Origin of the sequence: Flavobacterium sp. CF108 (assembly GCF_900129795.1) — a bacterium.
Lineage (GTDB): Bacteria > Bacteroidota > Bacteroidia > Flavobacteriales > Flavobacteriaceae > Flavobacterium.
Genome location: NZ_FQWW01000008.1, coordinates 247,563 through 270,419, shown reverse-complemented (window position 1 = coordinate 270,419; position 22,857 = coordinate 247,563). Strand labels below are relative to the sequence as shown.

Annotated in this window: 9 protein-coding genes; 4 read left to right on the top strand and 5 right to left on the bottom strand. The window is 33.6% G+C overall.

Annotated features, from left to right (window positions below):
- Positions 1 to 2: 2 nt before the first annotated feature.
- The 5 genes from BUE10_RS20595 to bglX all read right to left on the bottom strand — a co-directional run bounded on the left by BUE10_RS20595 (position 3) and on the right by bglX (position 13,065).
- Positions 3 to 1,106: a hypothetical protein gene (locus BUE10_RS20595; protein ID WP_073488551.1), complete on the bottom strand. Its 1,104-nt coding sequence runs from the start codon at positions 1,104 to 1,106 to the stop codon at positions 3 to 5.
- A 6-nt stretch (positions 1,107 to 1,112) separates the two neighbouring features.
- On the bottom strand, positions 1,113 to 2,636 hold the full coding sequence (locus BUE10_RS20590; RefSeq protein WP_073488549.1) for a RagB/SusD family nutrient uptake outer membrane protein: 1,524 nt from the start codon (positions 2,634 to 2,636) through the stop codon (positions 1,113 to 1,115).
- 60 nt (positions 2,637 to 2,696) lie between these two features.
- Positions 2,697 to 5,801, bottom strand: coding sequence for a SusC/RagA family TonB-linked outer membrane protein (locus BUE10_RS20585; protein WP_073488547.1), 3,105 nt, complete (start codon positions 5,799 to 5,801; stop codon positions 2,697 to 2,699).
- A 439-nt stretch (positions 5,802 to 6,240) separates the two neighbouring features.
- Positions 6,241 to 10,392: a hybrid sensor histidine kinase/response regulator transcription factor gene (locus BUE10_RS20580; RefSeq protein WP_073488652.1), complete on the bottom strand. Its 4,152-nt coding sequence runs from the start codon at positions 10,390 to 10,392 to the stop codon at positions 6,241 to 6,243.
- A 393-nt stretch (positions 10,393 to 10,785) separates the two neighbouring features.
- Positions 10,786 to 13,065 (bottom strand): beta-glucosidase BglX, encoded by a 2,280-nt coding sequence (bglX, locus tag BUE10_RS20575; RefSeq protein WP_073488650.1) that lies wholly within the window; start codon positions 13,063 to 13,065, stop codon positions 10,786 to 10,788.
- Positions 13,066 to 13,820: 755 nt separating this feature from the next.
- On the opposite strand from bglX, the gene BUE10_RS20570 reads away from it, so the two are divergent.
- From BUE10_RS20570 to BUE10_RS20555, 4 genes are all read left to right on the top strand, one after another.
- Positions 13,821 to 15,416, top strand: coding sequence for a GH39 family glycosyl hydrolase (locus tag BUE10_RS20570; protein WP_073488546.1), 1,596 nt, complete (start codon positions 13,821 to 13,823; stop codon positions 15,414 to 15,416).
- A 45-nt stretch (positions 15,417 to 15,461) separates the two neighbouring features.
- Positions 15,462 to 16,712, top strand: a complete 1,251-nt coding sequence (locus BUE10_RS20565; RefSeq protein ID WP_091291007.1) for a glycoside hydrolase family 5 protein — start codon at positions 15,462 to 15,464, stop codon at positions 16,710 to 16,712.
- Positions 16,713 to 16,784: 72 nt separating this feature from the next.
- Entirely contained in the window at positions 16,785 to 18,323 is a 1,539-nt protein-coding gene (locus BUE10_RS20560) for an alpha-N-arabinofuranosidase (protein ID WP_073488544.1), read from the top strand.
- A 124-nt stretch (positions 18,324 to 18,447) separates the two neighbouring features.
- A complete protein-coding gene (locus BUE10_RS20555) occupies positions 18,448 to 22,485 on the top strand; it encodes a hybrid sensor histidine kinase/response regulator (protein WP_073488542.1) in 4,038 nt (1,345 codons plus the stop codon).
- The last annotated feature ends 372 nt before the right edge of the window (positions 22,486 to 22,857 follow it).

Sequence of the window (22,857 nt, the reverse complement as noted above, 5' to 3'; positions counted from 1 at the left end):
AATTATTGGTAACGAATTTTAATATTGTCAAATTTAATAGCACTCGGATTCGGCGAATCTCCCTGAGCAACTCCAACCTTAATTTCATTAATTTTAGAAACATTAAGTGCTGCAGCCGTGTTTGAACCAAAACCGTAATTGTCTTTAAAATCAGCTATTGATATGGTTTTTGTTGTCCAGTTTACATCGGTGATTTTAAAATTATAACCATAGTTTACACCGTCGATAGTATTTAACTGAATGGCAAAATTTGCCCCAACCACATTGGCACTTACATCAATATCAATATAAGCTTTTGTCGCATCTGTATTTGAAGTGCTTAAGAAACTAGCTCCGCCGCCGGCGCTGCTTCCGTTATAACCATTTGCAGTTGAACCGCCCCAAACTAATGTGGTGTAATTTCCTGTTGGTCCGCCCGGAGTACTTGCATTAAAACTTTCGATATCACCATAAGAAGTCCATTCGGTTCTTAGGCCATTTCCGTCAAAATCAGACACCAAAACGATGGTTGCAAAATTTATTGTTTGTTTGGCGGCGCCTCCCGGTGTAGTAATCACCAATTCTGATCCTGAAACTGCATTGGCAGGTAAACCAATAATAACAGAAGAAGACGATTTTACCGTATAACTCAACGCTTTTCCTCCTAAGGTTATCGATGAAATATTATAAAACCAGGTTCCTTCAATTTCTAACGGGAATCCCGGAGTTGCGACAGCCGGAATTGTTTTTGTAATGGTTGGAACTGGCTGTAAAATTTCAATCTCTTTAGTTAGAGACCCCGTTCCAGTTATAAATGTAATGGGCTGTTTTCCAAATCGGCTTCCTAGTTTTTCATCAAAAGGAATAGTGAAAATAAACGATTTGTCTGAATTGTAATTTGGATTGAAACTAATGTCAATTTTGTTATCCAGCGTTATCTTTTTTAATCCTTCTAAACCTTTACCTTCAACTCTCACTTTGTTTAATGGAAAAGCCTGATTCAGTAAATCTCCCGGTTCTGCAACCATTGCATCTACGTTTGCAGTAACCGCATCGTCGTTATCGCAAGCTGTAAAAGCAGTCAATGCGAAAAGAATTAGAATTGTATATTTTATTTTATTGATCATAATAAGTTAGTTAAAGTTAAAAGGAACTGGAGGCTCTAATAATGATGGGTTAGTATCAATAGCAGACTGCGGTAATGGCAGTTCAAAATAATTGCTTCCCGGAGTTATCTTTCTCGAAATCAAATCGGTTCTCGCATCATCAGAATAAAAACCAACTTCCTGCTGCGAAATGATTGCTGTAGCTTCAGAAAGTCCACGGCGTTTTAAATCGAAGAAATATTGTCCTTCAAGAGCAAATTCAATTCTTCTTTCATTAAAAAGTTCATCTCTTGTCAATACCGTTTTAGCTGGTAATCCGGCTCTCGCTCTTACTTCGTTAAAAGAACTTAAAGCAGATGCAGAAGTAGTTGAACCAGCTCCGGCCAAAATCGCTTCAGAATTCATCAATAAAATATCAGAATATCTTAATATGATAGTGTTTTGAGAAGTTCTCATAAAAAACACATCGTTTCTTTCGGCTGCAGAACCTACAATGTATTTTCTGAAATTAGCTGCCGTTGAAGAGTATATTTTTTTATACGTAAAACCACCTTGATTTTTTAATAATTCAGGATAAAAATCACCATCTGTCATGATTGTACTTTTCTTTCTCGTGTCTTTTGGTTCAAATCCATTTTGTAGAGAAATAGAAGGAAGGTAAACTCCCCATCCGTCACCACCGCCTGTAATTCCTGTTCCTCCTGGAACAATATACGCCTGATTGGTATTTTGCGTTCCCCATTCTGTAGCAATTGCTTTCCATTGTAAAGCAAACATACTTTCGGCACTATTATTATTCTCCGGACTGCTGAACAAGTTTCCGTACTCCTGAATCAAAATATATTGGTTTCCAATAATTTTTTGGGTCAAAGCCGCACATTCTCCATATTCATTTAAAGTCAAATGCACTTTTGCCAAAATACCCATAGCTGCATATTTCGTAACGTATCCCTTTTTTGCACCTCTTTCTGGTAAATTTGCGACAGCATATTCTAAATCTTGTTTGATGAATTTATAAACATCAGCAACAAGATTTCTTTTTGGCTGTGCTGCAGAACCTGCTTTATTAATAATTGGCACAGCTCCAAAAGTTCTTACCAAATAGAAATAAGCATTTGCTCTCATGAATCGAGAAATTGCAATAGCATTTTTATATGATGCTTCCGGAAGTTCGCTTTTTCTGTCTTCGACTAAACTCATTAAATTATTCGATTGATCGATAACCGAAAACAACGAAACATATCCTTCAGTCAAAATTGGGTTTTGTGACGTTACCTGAGCATCTTTAAACTGCGCATAAGCACCGTCAAAAGTAAAAGCGTTTCCGGCATACATATCTCCAACGGCAATTAGGAATTTGTCGTTAAAAGTAAACCAAGGTTTAAAATATAAACTCTCTGCGATTCCGTCAAAAGCGGTAACTCCTTCGGGCAAATCGGCTGGTGTTAATTGATTTTCAGATGGTGCATCCAAAAAGTCATCTGAACAAGAAAATAAAGACAGCAATGGTATCAGCATTCCCATCATAAAAAGTTTAAAAAGTTTTTTCATAACTATATTTTTATGTTAATGAGTATGAATCATTAAGTTAAATGTGTTTTTTTATCAATCTTAGAATTCTAAATTCACTCCAACAGAAGTTGTTCTTGGCACAGGATAACGTCCTAAATCAATTCCGCTCAATGTTATATTCTGATCTAAATTTCCAAGAGCAGGGTCAAAGCCCGTATATTTTGTAAACGTGTATAAATTTTGAACGTTTACATACAATCTTACTTTAGAGATAAAAGAATTATCGAATATTTTGTTTGGTAAATCATAGCTCAAAGAAACATTCTGAATTCTTAAATAAGAACCATCTTCCACAAATCGGTTTGAAATTCTTCCGTTACCATTTGGGTCGTTTAATGTAATTCTTGGTACATCTGTATTTTCGTTTACGCCTGGTTCAAAAGCGTGCATAGCCTGAGTGCTTACGTTTCCGAATCTATCGCCAAATCCCGGATAAATTCCATCAGTATAATGACGTGTAAAATTGTAAATCTGATTACCCTGACTTCCGGTTAAAACAACAGATAAACTAAGGTTTTTGTATTTGAAGTTATTGGTAAATGCATAAGTAAAATCAGGAATTGCGCTTCCTATAGCAGTTTGATCTTTACTGTCAATTTTTCCATCGCCGTTAAGATCCTTAAAACGAATATCTCCAATTCCAGTTCCAGTTTCCTGAGTTGGCCCTGCAGCTAATTCAGCAGCATTTTTAAATAAACCATCCGTTACATATCCGTAGAATTGTCCAACTGGTTCACCTTCTGTAGTTCTGGTAACGGTATATAAATCAAATTGTACTTTTCCTAATAATGATTTTCCTTCGCCTTGAAAGCTTGTTAATTCGTTGTTGTATTTTGAAAAGATAATCGTACTGTCCCAACTGAAATTTTCTGTTGAAATATTTCTTGTATTCAGCGTAAGCTCAATTCCTTTGGTTACAATTTCACCTGTGTTTAGGTAATAATTAAGAGCACTTTGATTGGATTCGTCATTGATTTGTTTGGTTAAGAAATCTGATGAATTTTTAATGTAATAATCAAAATCTAATTTTACTCTGTTGTTCAACATCGCCAATTCAAAACCAGCATTGAAAGATTTAAGAGATTCCCATTTAATATCCGGATTTCCTAAGTTGTCAATTGTTGGCGAAACACCTCCAAAAGGAGAAGAAAGCAATGATAAAATAGTTTGGTATCTGTTTGCCGGAATATTTTGATTTCCTACCAAACCGTAACCTGCTCTAAATTTTAAGTAATTGATACTGTTTGATAAAGGTTGAAAAAACTCTTCGTTACTAACTGTCCATCCTCCAGAAAAAGAAGGGAAATAACCCCATTTATTATTTGGGCCAAAGTTTGACGAAGCATCTGCTCTTAAAGAAGCTGAGAAAGAATATCTGTCTGAAAAACTGTAGTTCAATCTCGAAATATATGATGACATTGACCATCTTCCAGAACCATTTCCGTTCAGTGCCGTATCAATATCACCAATGTTTAAGTTCGTAAAATCTTTGTTTAAAAACTCTCCGGTTCTGTAACCGCTGATGTATTCATATCGGCTTTCCTGCGCTTCCTGACCTAATAAGAAAGTAAAATTATGTTTGTCGTTTATGGTTTTATTATACGTTAAATAATTTTTGATGTTCCAATAATAACTTTGATCCTGCTGCTTGAATGATTTATTTAAAAGTTCAGACACATTTCCTAAAGTATATTTTGGGGCAAAAGTGGCACTTTTTGAAAAGTTTAAATCGTATCCTAACTCCGTTCTAAAAACCAAACCTTTGATCAGCGTAAAATCAGCAAATAAATTACCGTTGATTTTAAATCTTTCTGTAGTCGAGTTATTGTATTCAGACAAAGCAATTGGGTTTGTTGCCTCATTTGCCGAAGACCCTAAACCTGTTGTTGGTCCTGCATAAGAACCATCCGGAGTTCTAACCGGTAATTCTGGAGATTGTCTTAAAGCGTTCATTACTAAACCTCCTCGGTCATCGTTTCGAACTACTTGCTGAGACGATTTGCTTACAGATAAGCTGTTACCAATTTTTAACCATGATTTTACATTAGAATCAACATTTAAACGCATCGATAATCTGTTGAAATCTGAATTTAAAACAATTCCTTCCTGATCAAAATAGTTTAAAGAAGTATAAAAACGTGTTCCTTCTTTTTCTCCCGAAAATGACAACTGGTGATTGTACATGGTAGCCGTTCTAAAAAGTTCGTCCTGCCAGTTTGTTCCGTTTCCTAATAAATCTGGTTTTTGATATTGAAAAGGAACTGGTTCGCCATTTAGTTTGTAAATTTTTGCCTGATATTTTGCATATTGAGGTAAGTTTAAAACATCAACCGTATTGGTTATTTCCTGAGTTCCTAAATAGGTTTCGTAGGCAAATTTTGATTTTCCTTTTTTTCCTTTTTTGGTTGTAATCAAAACCACACCGTTTGCACCATTTGCACCATAAATTGCCGTTGCCGATGCATCTTTTAAAATGTCAATAGTTTCAATATCTGAAATATTCAATCCAGACAACGCCGAGTTTTTAGTTTGCCCGTTTCCTCCGCCCAATGCGCTGAATGAAAAGGTTTCGTTGTTTTTATCTGCAAAAACCGGAGTTCCGTCAATAACATACAAAGGTTCATTTCCGTTGATAGAAGTAATTCCTCTAATCTGTACCGAAATTCCTCCTCCGGGAGTTCCAGAATTTTGAGTAACGTTTACCCCCGCAGCTTTACCCACAAGCGCCTGATCGATAGAGACAAAAGGCTTGTCCTGAATTTCAGAAGCTTTGATAGAAGAAACGGCTCCATTAATATCTTTTCTTTTTGAAGTTCCGTATCCAATAACGACTACTTCATTTAATTTCTCCAGATCGTTCACCATCGTGATCTGCATAATTGCTTTTGTATCTGCCGGAATTGACAAATTTTTATATCCTACATAACTAAAAAGCAGCAGCGCTTTTGGTTCTACATTGTTTAAAACAAAGCTTCCGTCAAAATCGGTAACCGTTCCGTTTTTTGTTCCTTGTACTATTACACTAACACCCGGAAGGTTGGCTCCGCCAGATGTTACTTTACCTTTAACAGTTTGTGCGTAGAAAAAATTTCCCCACATACATACTATTAAGCACAATAGTTTTTTTAATGTTCTTTTCTGCATAAAATTTGGTTGTTAGTTTAATTGAAATAATTAGTTAATCGTTAAGTTTTAGAAAAACATTTAAAATTTTGATCTTCTGCTGGTTGATTGTTTTGAGTTTTGGCAAGAAGATTTTTTTCTTAAATATTTCTTAACGAAAGTAAATTGTAGAGGTGTTGTATTGTAGAACAGATGTTGCATATTGTGCAACAAATGATGCAAAAAAAAAATCTGAACCCTTATTATAAGCCAAATAAGCGCATTTGGCAGAAAAACAAGTGCTGAGGTATTGCTAAAATTTTCACTTAAAAAATATTGTTTGTTTAAAAAATAACAGGAATATTTTTGATATGTTGATTTTTGTTTGAAGTTAAAAGCCTTGGTTTTTGAAAAAATTGACTGACAAAAAAAGAGCTTCAGTTTTAAACCGAAGCTCTTTAATAATTAGTTTTTGTATAGTTTATTCTTTTGTCTTTTTTTCCTGATTAGGTAAATGGCCGTATTTAACTTTATAACATTTAGCAAAATAGGAGGGAGAAGTAAACCCAACTTTATAGCTTATTTCATTAATATTATTGTTGCCTTGTTCAATCAATTGTTTTGCTTTTTCTAAACGGACATTTCGAATAAATTCGTTTACCGAAACACCTGTCAATGTTTTAATTTTTCGATACAGCTGACTTCTGCTTAAGTAGATTTTTGAAGATAAAAGTTCTACCGTCAATTCTGGCTCGCTGATATTTTCATTAATAAAATGCAGGATTTTTTGAATGAAATCATTATCCAGCGATGTTGTTTTATCTTTTCCTTGTTTGGTGATTCCGCTGTAAAATTTCTTAAACATAATTTGTCTGCTTGTAATAAGCTGCGCCAGACTGGATTTTAAAATATCTAGTTCAAATGGTTTACTCAAATACATATCTGCACCAGAATCGATACCTTCTAATCTGTCTTTTACCATTGCTTTTGCCGACAGCATTAACAAAGGAATGTGACTTGTTTTTAAATCCCCTTTTATGTTTTTGCACAACTGCAGTCCGTCCATAACCGGCATAATAACATCGGTAATGATTAAATCCGGTAATTTTTGTACCGCAAGTTCGTAGCCTTTTTTACCATTTTCGGCAGTAATAACTTTGTATGATTTACTTAGTTCTTCTTTTAAATAACCTCTTAATTCAGGATTATCTTCTACAATTAAAACCGTATATGATTTAGCCGTTTCTTCTACAGATTTGTCAATGGTTTCGACAGTAAAATCATCTTCATCTGTGTGATTATTAGCTGCCTCAAATAAAAATTGGTTTTTGTTTTTTTCTATTTTAAAAACCTCGTTAACGATTTCATTTTTCTTATAAAGAGAGTTGCCTAAAGGAAATGTTACTTTAAATTTTGTGCCTTCGCCAACTTCACTTTCCACTTCAATTTTTCCTTTATGAAGCTCAATAAATTGTTTTACGACCTCTAAACCAATTCCGGTGCTGCCGTAATAATCTTTATTGACATTATTAACCTGATAAAAACGGTCAAAAATTCTGTTTAAATCTTTTTTGCGAATTCCTGATCCAGTGTCTGTAATGGTTATGGAAAATGAAGGAACTTTTTCTCCATAAATTATCAAGGCATTATCAGTTTCAGATGTATCTATAGTAATAGTTATTGAACCATTATCCGGCGTAAATTTGAATGCATTTGAAATAATATTAAAGAGGATTTTTTCCAGCATTTTAGGATCGAGCCAGTCTTCGAGTTCATCTTGCGATGATTCAAAATTAACTTTAATGTTTCGTGCAGCGGCTTCTTCATTAAAATAGCCAATAATTCCTTCTGTAAACCCTACGACTTCAATTTTCTTTGCCTGAAGCGAAATTTTATTGAACTCTAATTTATTAAAATCCATAAGCTCATTAATCAGTCTGGAAAGTCTGTCAGAACTTTTGTGTACGATTTTTAATTTGTTATGTATTTCTGGAGATATTTTTTTACTCTTTAAAATATCTTCCAGCGGATTAATAATCAGCGTTAAAGGTGTTCTGAACTCATGCGAGATATTGGTGAAAAACTGTAATTTTTTATTGTTTAATTTTTCTAACTGAATGGTTTTTTCCTTTTCTAAAATGATAGCCTGTTTCGCTTTAAATCGATTTTGATAAATCTTATTAAGATATATAATCAGGAAAATTAAAATAGAAGCATAGATTAAATAAGCCCAAAAGGTTTTCCACCACGGAGGAAGAATTTTTATTTTTAATTCTAATTGGTTATCGCTCCAGGAACCGTCTGCATTGGCTGATTTTACTTTAAAAGTATAATTGCCCGGCGCAAGGTTTGTATACGTTGCCGTTCTGTTATTTCCGGCATAATTCCAGTCTTTTTCAAAACCTTCGAGATAATAAGCGTATTGATTTTTTTTAGAATAATTATAGTTAATGCCCACATATTCAATCGTAAAAACCGATTGTGTGTAGTTAAGCGTAATTTCTTTGGTCTGAGAAATCACTTTGGTCAACGGCGAAGCTTCTTCATTTGGTTTTACAGATCGATTGAATAATTTAAAATCACTGAAATACAATCGTGGAGCCTTTTCGGCTTTTTTAATTTCGTTAGGATTAAAATAATTTACGCCTTCATAACCGCCAAAATAGAGTTCTCCATTTCCATCTTTAAAAACGGCATTATTATTAAAATCGTTATCAATAAGACCATCGTCTTTATTGAAGTTGGTGCTTTTTTTATTTTTAAAATCCAGTTTTGTTAAACCAGATCCGCCGCTTACCCATAAAGAACCATTATTGTCTGAAATTATCGCACGAACAGATTTCTCTTTAAAACCCGGAAAATCATCATAATTAGAAAATGTCTTATTTTTTTTATTGTAACTAAATAATCCCTGACCGTCAGTTCCTAACCAAATTGTTTTATCGTTAGATTCATAAATGGATAAAATAGTTTGAATACTGTTGTGTTTATTAATGCCGCTGAACATGGCATCGCGCATTTTTGTCACTTTAAAATTCGATTCGTCTTTTAAATTTACCTGATACAATCCTAAAATTGTTCCAACCCAAAGCACATTATCTGAGTCTACAAAAACTTTACGTATAAAAGCATTGTCTAAAGCATTTTCGGCAAATGGCTTAAAATCACAATGTACAAATGTGTTGGTTTTATTGTCAAAATAATGAAGTCCTTTGATGAAAGTTCCAATCCAGATTCGGCCTTTTGAATCTTCCGAAAAGCTAAAAATTCGATTGGATGTTAATCCTGTATTTGAAGTATTATAATTTACGAATCGGGTAGTGCCATTTTTTAAAAAATAGATTCCGCGGTCCCAGCTTCCTATCCAGATATTTTGTTTGCTGTCTATAAATATCGTTTGAATATCAATCGCATCTAAACCAGAATAATAGCTTTGATTGTTTTGATTAACGTGAATGTAACTTTTATCGGTAAGATTATAAATATCAAGTCCGCCGCCTTCATTGCTAATTAATAAATTTCCTTTTTTATCTTTTATAACCGAAGTTACAAAGCTGGTTTGTAAAGAATTATCATTATTAACAAGTGATTCAAGCGAATTGAATTTGTTATTGGGTTTATCAAAAACACCAAGTCCTTTATTGAAATATCCTAACCAAAGTCGTTTTTCTTTGTCTTCGTATAATGACCATACAGAATTTGATTGTAAACTGAAACTGTTGTATTTACTGTGCAGGTATTTTTTAAGTACCTGTCCTTTATAATTTACAACCAGTAATCCGTCATTTTCGGTACCGCATACAATATAATCCAGACTGCTTTTTACGATCGATAAGATTTTGTTTTTGGTAATAGCGTACTTTTCAAATTGATAATTATCGGTTTCAGGTTTAATTTTTATCAGGCCGTTTTCTGTCGTTCCCAGCCAGATATATCCAAATTGATCTACAACAAGACTTTCTATATCGTCCAGTAAAGGTTCTCTTTTAAATTTATCTTTATAAACCTGTTTTACTTTTCCGTTTAAATCAATTTCTAAAAGGCCGTAACTGGTTCCTAAATAAATAGTTCCCTGCTTATTTTTTACCGAAGATTTTATTAGAAAATTAGGTTTGTCCAATACTTTTGATTGAACTAAAGTTACTTTTAAAGTCTTGGTATTCAATTTGAATAACCCGAAACCATACGCGCCTAAAAATAAATTTCCGTTGTTGTCTTCAATAATTGTTTTTACGGTAATAGGTTCGCTGTAGCCTTTTCGTATTACATCTTCAATATTGATTTTGGTGAAATTATCTAAATCTCTGTTGTACAAACACAAACCTTCATCTGTACCGACCCAAAGATTATTTTTAGAATCAATAAAAGTGGTGTAAATAAAGTTACTGTTTACAGAACCGGGTTTTTTATCGTATTTATATCCAAAATAATTTACACCGTCATATCGGTACAAACCAGCGCCGTTTGTGCCAATCCAGATAAAACCGTTATTGTCCTGAATGATAGAAGAAACAGCCCTTTTTGAAGTAGTTTCCTGTATGGTTCTAAATTGATAGCTGTCAAATTTGCCTTGCGAAAACAGGCAGTTTGTAAGCAAAAAGAAGCATACAAGAATATATTGGATATTTTTCATTTGCATTTTTAATGTGGTTATTGGTCAATTTTAATTGAAAATAAAATTTGCAATTGATTTTATTTTAAGCATATACGAAACAATATTAATAAAACTAAATTGAACCTTTACTTTTTTATAGAAATTTAGCCTGTCACCAAAAAAACCTGAGCCGATTAATAACCTTAAAAAGGTATTATCGTACTCAGGTTATTAGGTTGTTTGCTTAAGAATAAATCCAGATGCTTCGGACAATGGCATTGGTTTAAGCTTTTAAAAAATAAAATTATTGTTAATTAAATCCGTTTTTATCTGCGTCTTTACGAAGTAAATCTGTTTTATCCGCGTCAAAATTAGACGCTGATTTTACTGATTCGCTAAAGCGAAAACGCTGATAAAAACAGATTTTTCTAATTATTTTAGTTCAAATTTAGTCGTAAGTCCTTCATTTGAATTCCAGCCCACCATAACATTAAACAAGCCCGGTTCTACTAAAAATTTACCATCGTTGTCATAAAAACCAATTTCCTTATCAGTTAATGTAAAATGAACTGTTTTTGTTTCTCCTTTTTTTAATTCAAGAAGCTCAAAACCTTTTAATTCTTTAATTGGTCTAACAATACTGGCAACAGGATCATTTAGGTACAATTGAACGACTTCTTTTCCGTCATAATTTCCAGTATTGGTAACGTCAACAGAAACTTCAATTTTTTCTCCTTTTTGAAAAGAAGGTTTTGCAATTTTTAAATTTTTATAAGCGAAAGAAGTATAGCTTAATCCATAACCAAAGGGATATAAAGGTGTCTTTTCCACATCTGAATAATGCGACCAAAAAACATTTTGATCTTTATCTGTAGGTCTTCCGGTATTGTATAAATTGTAATAAATTGGGCATTGACCTACATTTCTTGGGAAAGATATTGGCAGTTTTCCGCTCGGATTATAATCTCCGTATAAAACCTGTGCAACTGCATTTCCGGTTTGCGTTCCTAACTGCCATGCTTCGACAATTGCAGGAATATGTTCTGCTGCCCACGGAATACTCAACGGACGTCCGTTATTTAAAACTAAAACGATATTAGGATTCACTTTGTAAACTTCCTCCAATAATTGCTGCTGATTTCCAGGCAAACTTAATTCAGTTCGGCTGCGTGCTTCACCGCTTTGATAACCAATTTCACCTAAAACCATTACGACAACATCGGCATTTTTTGCAGCTGTTTTTGCAGCTTCAAATCCAGAAAAATCAGTGGTATTCAGTTTTACTTCGTCTAAAAATGTTTGTTTATTTACAGCGACATCTGTTCCTTTTTCATAAACTAATGAGTTGTCTTTATATTGCTGCATTCCTTCTAAAACTGATACTGCGGTATTGTCATCAGCAGCAATTCTCCAGCTTCCTAACGGGCTGTTTTTATCATTTGCCAAAGCGCCGATTAAAGCAATTTTAGCACCTGATTTTTTCAAAGGCAGCAGGTTTTTATCATTCTTCAATAAAACGATTGATTTTTTGGCGATGTCCAGAACGTCATCATTATTTGCCTTGCTGCCAATGTTTGCCTTTTCACGGGCTTCATCACAATATTTATAAGGGTTGTCAAACAAACCTAATTCAAATTTTACGCGAAGAATTCTGCGTACAGCATCATCAATCACACTTTCTTTGATCAACCCTTTTTTTACTAATTGAACTAATTCTGTCACATAAACATTTGATTCCATATCCATATCAGAACCTGCAATTGCTGCTTTTTTAGCGGCATCGGCGGCATTAGCGGCGTAACCGTGAGTGATCATTTCTCCAATAGAAGCCCAGTCAGAAACTACAAAACCTTTAAAACCCCAGGCACCTTTTAAAATATCTCTTTGTAAAAAAACATTTCCGGTTGCAGGAACTCCATTTAGCGTATTAAATGAATTCATAAAAGTGCGGATTCCTGCATCGACAGTTGCTTTAAAAGGCGGTAACACAGTATTGTAAAGCTTTGAATTACTCATATCAACGCTGTTGTATTCTCGTCCTGCTTCAACAAAACCATAAGCGGCAAAATGTTTGGCGCAAGCTATAATGGAGGTATTGTCGAAATTTTCACCTTGAAAACCTTTAACTCTTGTTGTGGCAATTTTACTTCCCAAATAAGGATCTTCACCAGCACCTTCCATAACTCTTCCCCATCGTGCATCATTGACTATATCAACATTTGGTGCAAAAGTCCAGTTTAATCCAGAAGCTGAAGCTTCAAGGGCAGCCACACGAGCTGAATTTTTAATGGCTGCTAAATCCCAGCTTGCAGATTCTGCGAGTGGAATAGGGCTGAGGGTTTTGTAACCGTGTATGACATCAAAACCAAATAGTAACGGAATCCCAAGACGGGTTTCTTCAACCGCGATTTTTTGTACTGCCCTAACTTCTTTAACGCCTCGAACGGTGAGCATTGAACCAACCCATCCTTTTTTTATATTGTTGTATTTTTCTTCATTAGATCCAGATTCTGGTTTTGGCCCGGTAACGTCCCATGAACCGTTGTATTGGTTCATTTGTCCAACTTTTTCTTCTAATGTCATTTCTTTCATCAAAAATGTAATGCGGTCTTCAATTGGTTTACTGCCATCAAGATGTTTTTTTGTTTGGGCGTAACCGGTTCCATAAACGATTAGCAGTAAAAATGCATATCTTTTAAATTGTTTTTTCATCATTGTGTTTTGGTTTTATACTAGATAGTTTTGAATACAAGTTTGTAAATGTAGTTTTACAGCAATAATTAGAATAGTAGATTTGAAGCATTATCTACGACAAATGATGTATTTACAATCTTCACAATTAATAAAACAAAAAGATTGGCTGTATTTAGCAAAAAAAAGTTTTCAAAAACGTGTTAATCTTTAAAATTGCTAAACTCATTTTCATTAACTTCAACTCTTTTAATATTCATAAATAAAATTTTTAAAGTCTATTTTATTTTGATTAATCTTATTTTCTGCTCGTAGTTGCTAAGAACTTTTTAAACTATAAACTCAGATAATTTAGTTAATACAACGATTTAAATTTGACAATTGCAACAAATGAGCTAGTTCTTTGATACAAATGGACACTATGATAAAATCAAGTTTTAAGGACATTTGCAGTGACATTTTTTTATTGCCTAAAACAGAGTAGAACTTTAATATACACTGAACACGTATATATAGGGTATGTCAATTTTTAAATTGATGGTTAATTTAATTTTACTTTTAAACTAGGGAACTCTGATAGCATATCCCTAGTTTAATTTTTTAACAAGACACACTTTATACCCTATACTGTTATAATTTTAAATGCTGCTGATAGTTTAAAAATGCGTTTAGAAGGATTTGGAGACACAGCAATTTTTAAAAAGTACAAATATTGTTCGCATAAGTATTTTTTGTGCGATTAAAAAAAACTAACTAACAATTAAACCAAAAACAAAATGAAAAGAATCTTTTTATTCCTTATTATTCTATTGTCCCTCAATAATGCTCTATTGTTTGGACAAAATTCAAAATCTAAAAATAACATTTCTGATACCCGAATTATAAAAGTAGATTATAAAAATGAAGCAGGAGCATTAAATACCATGTTTAAGGAGTGTATTGGTGCCGGAAGGGCAAATGAAGGACTGCGTGCCGATTGGCAGCAGCAATTAGCCATGGTTAAGAAAGATTGTGATTTTAAATATATTAGAATGCATGGTTTATTAACAGATGATATGGCTGTTTATAGCGAAGATGACAAAGGAAATGCTATATATAATTATCAATACGTCGATGTGTTGTTTGATTATCTTGTAAGTATTAAAATGAAACCTTTTGTAGAGCTGGGCTTTATGCCGTCAAGACTTGCAAGCGGTGATAAAACGATCTTTTGGTGGAGAGGAAATGTAACGCCTCCAAAAGATTATGATAAATGGCAAGATTTAATTCGCAATTTAACTTTGCATTTTACAGAACGTTATGGTCTTGATGAAGTTAAAACATGGTATTTTGAAGTTTGGAACGAACCAAATTTAAAAGACGGTTTTTGGACTGGTACCCAGGAAGACTATTTTAAGCTTTATAAATATGCTGCACAAGGCGTTAAAAGTGTAAATAAAGATTTGAAAGTAGGAGGGCCTGCTACCGCTGGTGCGGCCTGGGTTCCTGAAACAATTGAGTTTTGTGAAAAAAATAATGTTCCAATAGACTTTATTTCAACCCATAGTTATGGTGTTAAGCAAGGTTATTTAGATGAATATGGAACATCGGGTACTGTACTAAGTAAAGATGAATGGAGTGTTAGTGGCGATGCATTAAATTCCCGTAAACAAATATCAAATTCTGCCAAACCAAATCTGGAATTGCATTATACAGAATGGAGTTCATCTTATACACCTGCTGATCCAATTCACGACAGTTATCATTCTGCAGCCTATATTCTTCAAAAAATAAAACAAATTGGAACAGCTGCCAACTCTATGTCATATTGGGTTTTTACTGATATTTTTGAAGAATCCGGACCTAGATTTACCCCTTTTCATGGTGGGTTTGGATTGGTAAATACACAAGGAATTAAAAAGCCGGCTTATTTCTCTTATTATTTAATGAACAAATTAGGAGAAACTGAACTTAAAAATACAGACCCGCTGTCATGGACAAGTAAAAAAGCAAACGGAGACACTCAAGTGTTGTTTTGGGATTTTACCAATACACATCCTGGTGATAAGGAACTTAATCAAACCTATTATTTGAAAGATCTGCCGTCAAAACCAAAAGGCAAAGTAAAAATAGAATTAACAAATCTTCCGCAAGGAAATTATAATTTAGAAATATACAAAGTAGGTTACAAAGTAAATGATGTTTATGCAGACTATCTGGCTATGGGTAAACCAAACCAGTTAACCAGAGAACAGGCAGCAACACTTAAAAAATTAAATGACGGTTCACCAATTGCAACTCAAAAAATAACAATTGGTTCAAATGGAAGTTTCAGCAAAGACTTTGACATAAATGAAAATGATGTTTTTTTATTAAATCTTGTTAAGCAATAAGGCAGTTTCTCTAAAGAGAAATTAAAAAAGAAAATGAGAAAAAAGATGAAAATAAAAAACCATAAAATAGTTATCTGCGTTCTGGCCAGTCTGGTTCAAATGATGTTTTTTGCCTGCAGCTCCAGTAGTTCAGTAAGAAAAGAATCTGCTGAAACCGTTCAAATTTCTACTAAAACAGAAGTTAAGTCTAATGTAATTGTATATCCCAATTATAACACAAACCCGCTGCCTGCTGATGCTGCTGAAATGAAAAGTACAGCTCCCGAAATCGCAGCAAAAATGGGATTAGGATGGAATATAGGAAATGCTTTAGAAGCCATAGGTGGAGAAAGTGCATGGGGAAGTCCAAAAATAACCAAATCTTATATCGATTTTCTAAAAAAAAGCGGTTTTAATTCTATAAGGATTCCTTGTTCGTGGAATCAGTATTCAGACCAAAATACGGGAAAAATCAATAATGAATGGCTTCAAAGAATTAAGGAGCTGGTTCAATATTGTGTTGATAACGATATGTATGTACTTGTTAACATTCACTGGGATGGCGGATGGCTTGAAAACAATGTGACAGAGGCTAAAAAGAAAGAAAACAATGCAAAACAAAAAGCATTTTGGGAACAAATAGCCAGTTACTTAAGAGATTTTGACGAACATTTATTATTTGCAAGCGCCAATGAACCAAATGTTGAAGATGCGGTACAGATGGCTGTTTTAACGTCTTATCACCAAACTTTTGTCGATGCCGTTCGTGCTACAGGAGGAAAGAATGCGTATCGTGTTTTGGTAGTTCAAGGCCCTGCAACTGATATTGGGAAAACAAATTCCTTAATGAATACTCTGCCTGTTGATACTACAGACAAACGCTTAATGGTTGAGGTGCATAATTATACGCCTTTTCAATTTACACTTTTACAAGCAGATGCAGACTGGGGTAAAATGTTTTTTTATTGGGGAAAGAATCATCATTCTACAATTGAACCGGGTTACAATGCGATCTGGGGCGAAGAAAATGAACAGGATAAAAGTTTTCAGGAGCTGAAGTCAAAGTTTGTAGATAAAGGGATTCCTGTTCTTTTGGGGGAATACGGAGCTTACAGAAGAAACGGGACCGCCCATGTTCCGTTAGATATGGCAGCGCATCAAAATGCGGTTGATTACTGGATAACTTATGTTACTAAAACAGCAGTTAAAAATGGAGTTGTACCTTTCTTTTGGGACATTGGAGGTGTTATTGACAGAAGCAGTAATAAAGTACTGGATCAGCGTACAATTGATGCTATTACTGCCGGAGCAAATTAAAATTAAGCTTCTTATTAATAAGATGGTATTTTACTTTTAAACTTTACTAACCACTAACCAAATAATTCAGATATGAAAAGACTCTTTTTATTAATCTTTATTTCTTTTATCTTCCAGAATGTTTTTTCGCAAAATAAAGTGACAGAAGTAACAATTGTCAAAACAGAAAATAAAACCATCATCAATAAACATATTTATGGTCATTTTGCAGAACATTTAGGAAAATGTATTTATGAGGGACTTTTTGTTGGAGAAAACAGTACTATTTCGAATACAAAAGGTGTTCGTAATGATATAATTAAAGCATTGCAAGATTTAAAAGTTCCTAATCTTCGCTGGCCTGGAGGATGTTTTGCTGATACCTATCATTGGAAAGATGGAATTGGACCTAAAAAAGACAGACCAAGTATTGTAAATCGCTGGTGGGGCGGGACTGTTGAAGACAATAGTTTTGGAACTAATGAATTTTTAGATATGTGTGAAGTTCTGGGAGCAGAACCTTATTTGGCAGGAAATGTTGGCAGTGGATCTCCTCGTGAATTAGAAGAGTGGGTTCAGTATGTAAATTATGAATCAGGTTCTCCAATGTCTGATTTAAGAAAGAAAAATGGCAGAGAAAAACCGTGGAAAGTTGCTCTTTGGGGAGTTGGAAATGAAATGTGGGGATGCGGTGGAAATATGACGGTAGAATTCTATGCTAATTTATACAGGCAGTACGCTACTTTTATGCCAGATGGAAAAGGGGATAAAAAATTATTCAGGATAGCCTCGGGTGCAAATGGCGATGATTATCACTGGACAGAAGTTTTAATGCGTGATATTCCTAAAGGATTAGTAGAAGCTGTTGCTTTACATTGGTACTCCGTTATCAATTGGGAAAAGAAAGGATCATCTACAAAATTTGATGAAAGCCAGTATTTTGAAACCATGAATGCAGCTGTTAAAATGGAAGAATTAGTGCAAAAACACGCTGCAATCATGGATAAATACGATCCGGAGAAAAAAGTTGCTTTAATAGTTGACGAGTGGGGCGGATGGTATGATACTGAAGAAGGGGCAAGCGCATTATATCAGCAAAATACTATGAGAGATGCTATGATTGCTGGTGTGACATTAAATGTGTTTAACAATCATGCCGATAGAGTAAAAGGAGCAAATTTGGCTCAAATAGTAAACGTTTTGCAAGCCGTAATTTTGACTGATAAAGAAAAAATGGTACTTACGCCTACTTATCATGTCATGAAAATGTACAATGTACATCAGGATGCGCAGCTGATTCCTTTAAAAATTGAATCTCCAAAGTATGTTTTTGATAATAAAGAATTACCAGCAGTTTCTATTTCGGCTTCAAAGGATAAAACAGGTTTAACCCATATTTCACTTGTGAATATTGATCTAAAAAAAGAGAACAAAGTTAAAATTGATTTAAAAGAACTAGGAATCAAAAACATTAAAGGATCTGTACTGTCCTCTTCAAAAATTCAGGATTATAATACTTTTGAAAATCCAAATAAGATTGCTCCGGCTGTTTTTAATAAATTCTCCATAAAGAATGATATTTTAGAAGTTACAATCCCGCCTTTTTCTGTTGTAGTTTTAGAAGGGAAATAAAAGTGCAGATTGATGTAATGCTAATTCAAAGATTTAAAGAAAAGAAATTTGAAATAGCAGTAAGTCAAATTCAGCCTAAATAATTATCTTTCTAAACCCTAAAAATTTCGCTAACCACTTTAAAATGAAAAAAAGCACAAGAAAGCTGTACACTTATGTTTTTGTAATATTTTGGATTTTTTCTTTCCAAAGTATTATAGCGCAGTCGTCTTATGTTTTTCATCATTTAGAGACTAGTGAAGGTCTTTCTAATAATAATGTAAGAGCAATTCTACGGGATAGTTACGGGTTTCTCTGGGTAGGTACAGAGTCTGGGTTAAATCGATATGACGGATATGAGTTTAAGGTTTTTGAAATGCATCCCGGTGTCTCTAATACTTTGCCTACTGATGATATATTAGGACTGCAGGAGGATGGTTTAGGAAATATATGGATTGATTTAGGATATGCCTATATGGTATACAAAAGAGATAAAGATTCTTTTTTACCAGGAACCAAAGAGTTGTTGTTAACTCTGGGAATAAAGTCAGATAATAACGCTAAAATTTTTGTTGATAAAGATAAAAATCTGTGGGTATTTAATAAAAAGGAAATTTTTTTTCATAATGTCAAGAAAAAAACAACAGCTGTATTCAAATCAAAAATCTCCTTAAATAAAGATATTTCTATTACTGATAATGGTGAGTTTTTTTATGCAATTGATGATTCAGGTGTCTTTTTGAAATTGAATAGAAAGACAGGAGTTTTAACATTTGCAGCTTTACCTAATTTTATAAAGCAAGACGTTGCTAATGCCAATGGTACAATTTATAGTGACAGTAAAAAAGGTTTGTGGCTTTATTCTTATAAAAACGAACAGGTTTTCTATAAAAAAAGCGCAACTGAAGAATGGAAAAGTTTTAAATTAATTTCAGGATTAAAAACGGTAAGCAATGCTATAAACAGTATCAGCGAAAATCAATTTGGACAAATCTGGATAGGAACGGACCACAAAGGATTGTTTGTGTACGATAAAGAACAAGAGTTGTTTAAAAATGTGGTACACAATCCATGGGTAGAAAAAGGTTTGGCCTCAAACAGTGTGTCGTGTCTTTACAAAGATAATAATGAAACCATCTGGGTTGGTTATAATAAAAAGGGACTTTCGTTTTATCATGAAAGTTTCCGGAATTTCATCAATTTCAAGCACCCTGAATGTTCGGATGTAAGTTCTATTATGGAAGATCATCATGGAAATATTTGGTTAGGAACAGATGGAAATGGGTTATTTGTAAAAGAAAAAAAATCAGAAACCATTAGGAAACTTGCTGTTCCAAACATGGCAATAATTTCTATACTCGAAGACAAGAAAAATCGCATTTGGTTTGGTACCTATCAAAAAGGACTGTTTTGTTATGAAAATGGTAAAATAGCCCAATATACGACCAAGAACAGTAAACTAACCAGTAATAATATTTGGAGTTTAAAAGAAGACCGAAATGGAAATATATGGACAGGATCATTAGGCGGTAAAATTTTGGTACTGCAGTCTGACGCTGATAATTTTAGTGCTGCGATTACACCATTTGACGATACATTTTATATTCAGGATATGTTTTATGATGGTGGTGATAAAATGTATATGGGTACGGTATATGGCATTTGGATCATTGATATTCTAAATTACAAAAGGACATTTTATCAGGGGAATAAAAAAGGAAATCAATCTTTTGCCCAAAATAATCAAGTTTCAAATATTTATAAAGATAAACGCGGCCTTTTATGGTTAGGCAGTAACGAAGGGCTAACCATTTGGAATCAGGCAAAAGACAAGCTTTATTACCTTAAAAAAGAAAATGGGCTCTGTGATAATTCAATTAAAGGCATAATTGAAGATAATCTTAATAATGTTTGGATAACTACTAGTAATGGTTTTTCAATACTGACAGTTACTGCTGCTCCAAACGGAGAATTTACTTTTTCAAGTAAAAATTATTCCGTTAAGGATGGCCTTATGGATAATTATTTTAACAGCCATGCAATTTGCAAATTACAAAATGGAGATATCCTGCTGGGGAATGCAATGGGGTACACTATTTTGAATCCGAATAAAATGTCTGAAAAAGACCAATCCGCGGCAAAAGTAATTTTTACCGGGCTGACTGTAGGAAACAACACGATTCAGGCAGATTCATTTTATAACGGACGAAAATTGCTTGACCGGACAATACAGTTAACCAGTCATTTAACCTTTAATCATGATGATAAACTTATTTCTTTACAATTTACTACAGGAGATTTATTGAGTGCAGATAAAGTGAAATATCTTTATCAAATAGAGGGTTTTGATACTCAATGGATGCCAACTCAAAGAAATAAAATAGTTATATCCTCACTTCCAACGGGGAATTATAAACTTTTGATAAAAGCCCGTAATAGTGATGGTGTTTGGAATAATGTCCCTACTGAATTATCTATAACTGTAATGCCTCCTTTTTATTTTTCAATTTGGGCTTTTATCATATATGCGATTTTAATTATTGGTACGGTGATATTCTTTATGCGTAAAACCAAAGAACGCCATCTTATAAATATGGAACAGCAGCGTGTTCAAATGGATCATGAGAAAGAAATACACATCAATGAAATAAAGCTAAAATTCTTTACCAATATCAGTCACGATTTACGTACACCTCTTACGCTCATTATTATACCTTTGCAGATATTATTGAATGATGCTGCAAATGAAAGTATGAAGAAAAAGTTAAGTGTAATGTATAAAAATGCACAACAACTGATGTCATTAATAAATTCACTGCTTGATTTTCATAAACTGGATGTCGGCGTAGAAAGATTGAACTTAAAGTCAGGTAACTTTGTTAATTTTATTAGTGAAATTTATACATCATTTTGTGTTTATGCAGAAGAGCGTAATATCAACTTTTTCTTTTTCAGTGATGTAAAAAGTTTAACAATGCAGTTTGATCAGGATAAAATTCAAAAAATAGTGATCAATATACTTTCAAATGCATTCAAATATACTTTAGACGGGGGCACAATTAGGATTCACATAAAACAGGAGAATGGTAATGTTTGCGTTAGTGTTTCTGACTCCGGATCTGGAATTAGTGATGAAGAAAAACAATATATTTTTGAACGATTTTATCAGGCGCAGCAAGAACAGGAAAAAACAGGAGCAGGTATTGGGTTACATATTGTAAACGAATATATCAATCTTCATGGAGGCACAGTAAACGTAACAGACAATGTACCGCAAGGGAGTATTTTTACTTTCAAAATTCCAATTAAAACGGCTGAAGATGATATCGATGAAAAACATTCAAACCAAAATATTCCAAACGAATTTGCAGATGAAGAAGAGGAACAAGACAATAGGCCTGCAGGTAAAAAAGTAATATTATTTGTAGATGACAACAATGATTTTTGTGACTTTATTCAAGATAATTTTAGAGATGTTTATACTGTAATAACGGCTAATAATGGACAAGAGGCAATGGAATTGCTGCATAAGTTTAATATAACAATTATTGTAAGCGATGTCATGATGCCTATTATGAATGGAGTAGAACTTTGTAAAAAAGTAAAATCGAATATTCATTGGTCTCATATTCCGGTGATTTTATTAACAGCCCGTACTGCCGATGAGCATATAGAGGAAGGGCTGGAGCTTGGCGCAGATGATTATATAACTAAACCTTTTAATTTTAACCTGTTAAAACTGCGCATTCAAAAATTTGTCGAATGGACAGAGAAAAGCCATGTCTCGTTTAGCCAAAAATTAGATGTGTCACCGGCAGAAATTACTATTACTTCGCTAGACGAGACCCTTATAGAAAATGCCATTAGAATTGTAGAAGAGAATATAAATAACATTGAGTTTTCTGTTGAAACCCTGAGTACAGCTTTAGGTTTAAGCCGTGGTCATTTATATAAAAAATTAATGGCTATTACAGGCAAAGGCCCAACTGAATTTATTCGAACAATTCGATTGAAACGCGGACGTCAGCTTCTTGAAAAAAGCCAGCTTCAGATTGCCGAAATAGCCTATGAAGTAGGATTTAATTCCCCAAAAAGATTTGCCAAGTATTTTCGGGAAGAATTTGGTTCCTTACCTTCGGAGTATTTGCGTATCTACAAAAACAACCACAAGAATAATCTATAATTGTTGATTTATAAAGTAGTGTTTTAGTTCCTGCAAGGTTTTCAAAACCTTGCAGGTTTAATTCTTTGTGCATCAAACACTGCAGGATCAAAAAAAGACCTTGCAGTAAAATTCAGTAAATAGAAGATACAGTTTTTCACTTTTGCCTTTAAATCATAATTGAATTTTTTCGCTGGAATCGACTTGCAAATCAGCAAAACACCCCTTTTTAGAATACATTAAATCTTTCCCAAAAATTTAAAATCACCCTGTTTTAAAAAAAAATCAAAATGTAAACTCAAAACACATTTTGATTTTGTCTGCATACACCTTGTTTTGGGATATAATAAGCAGTTGTTGTTAAAATGGCAATTTATTATAATATTAAATGAT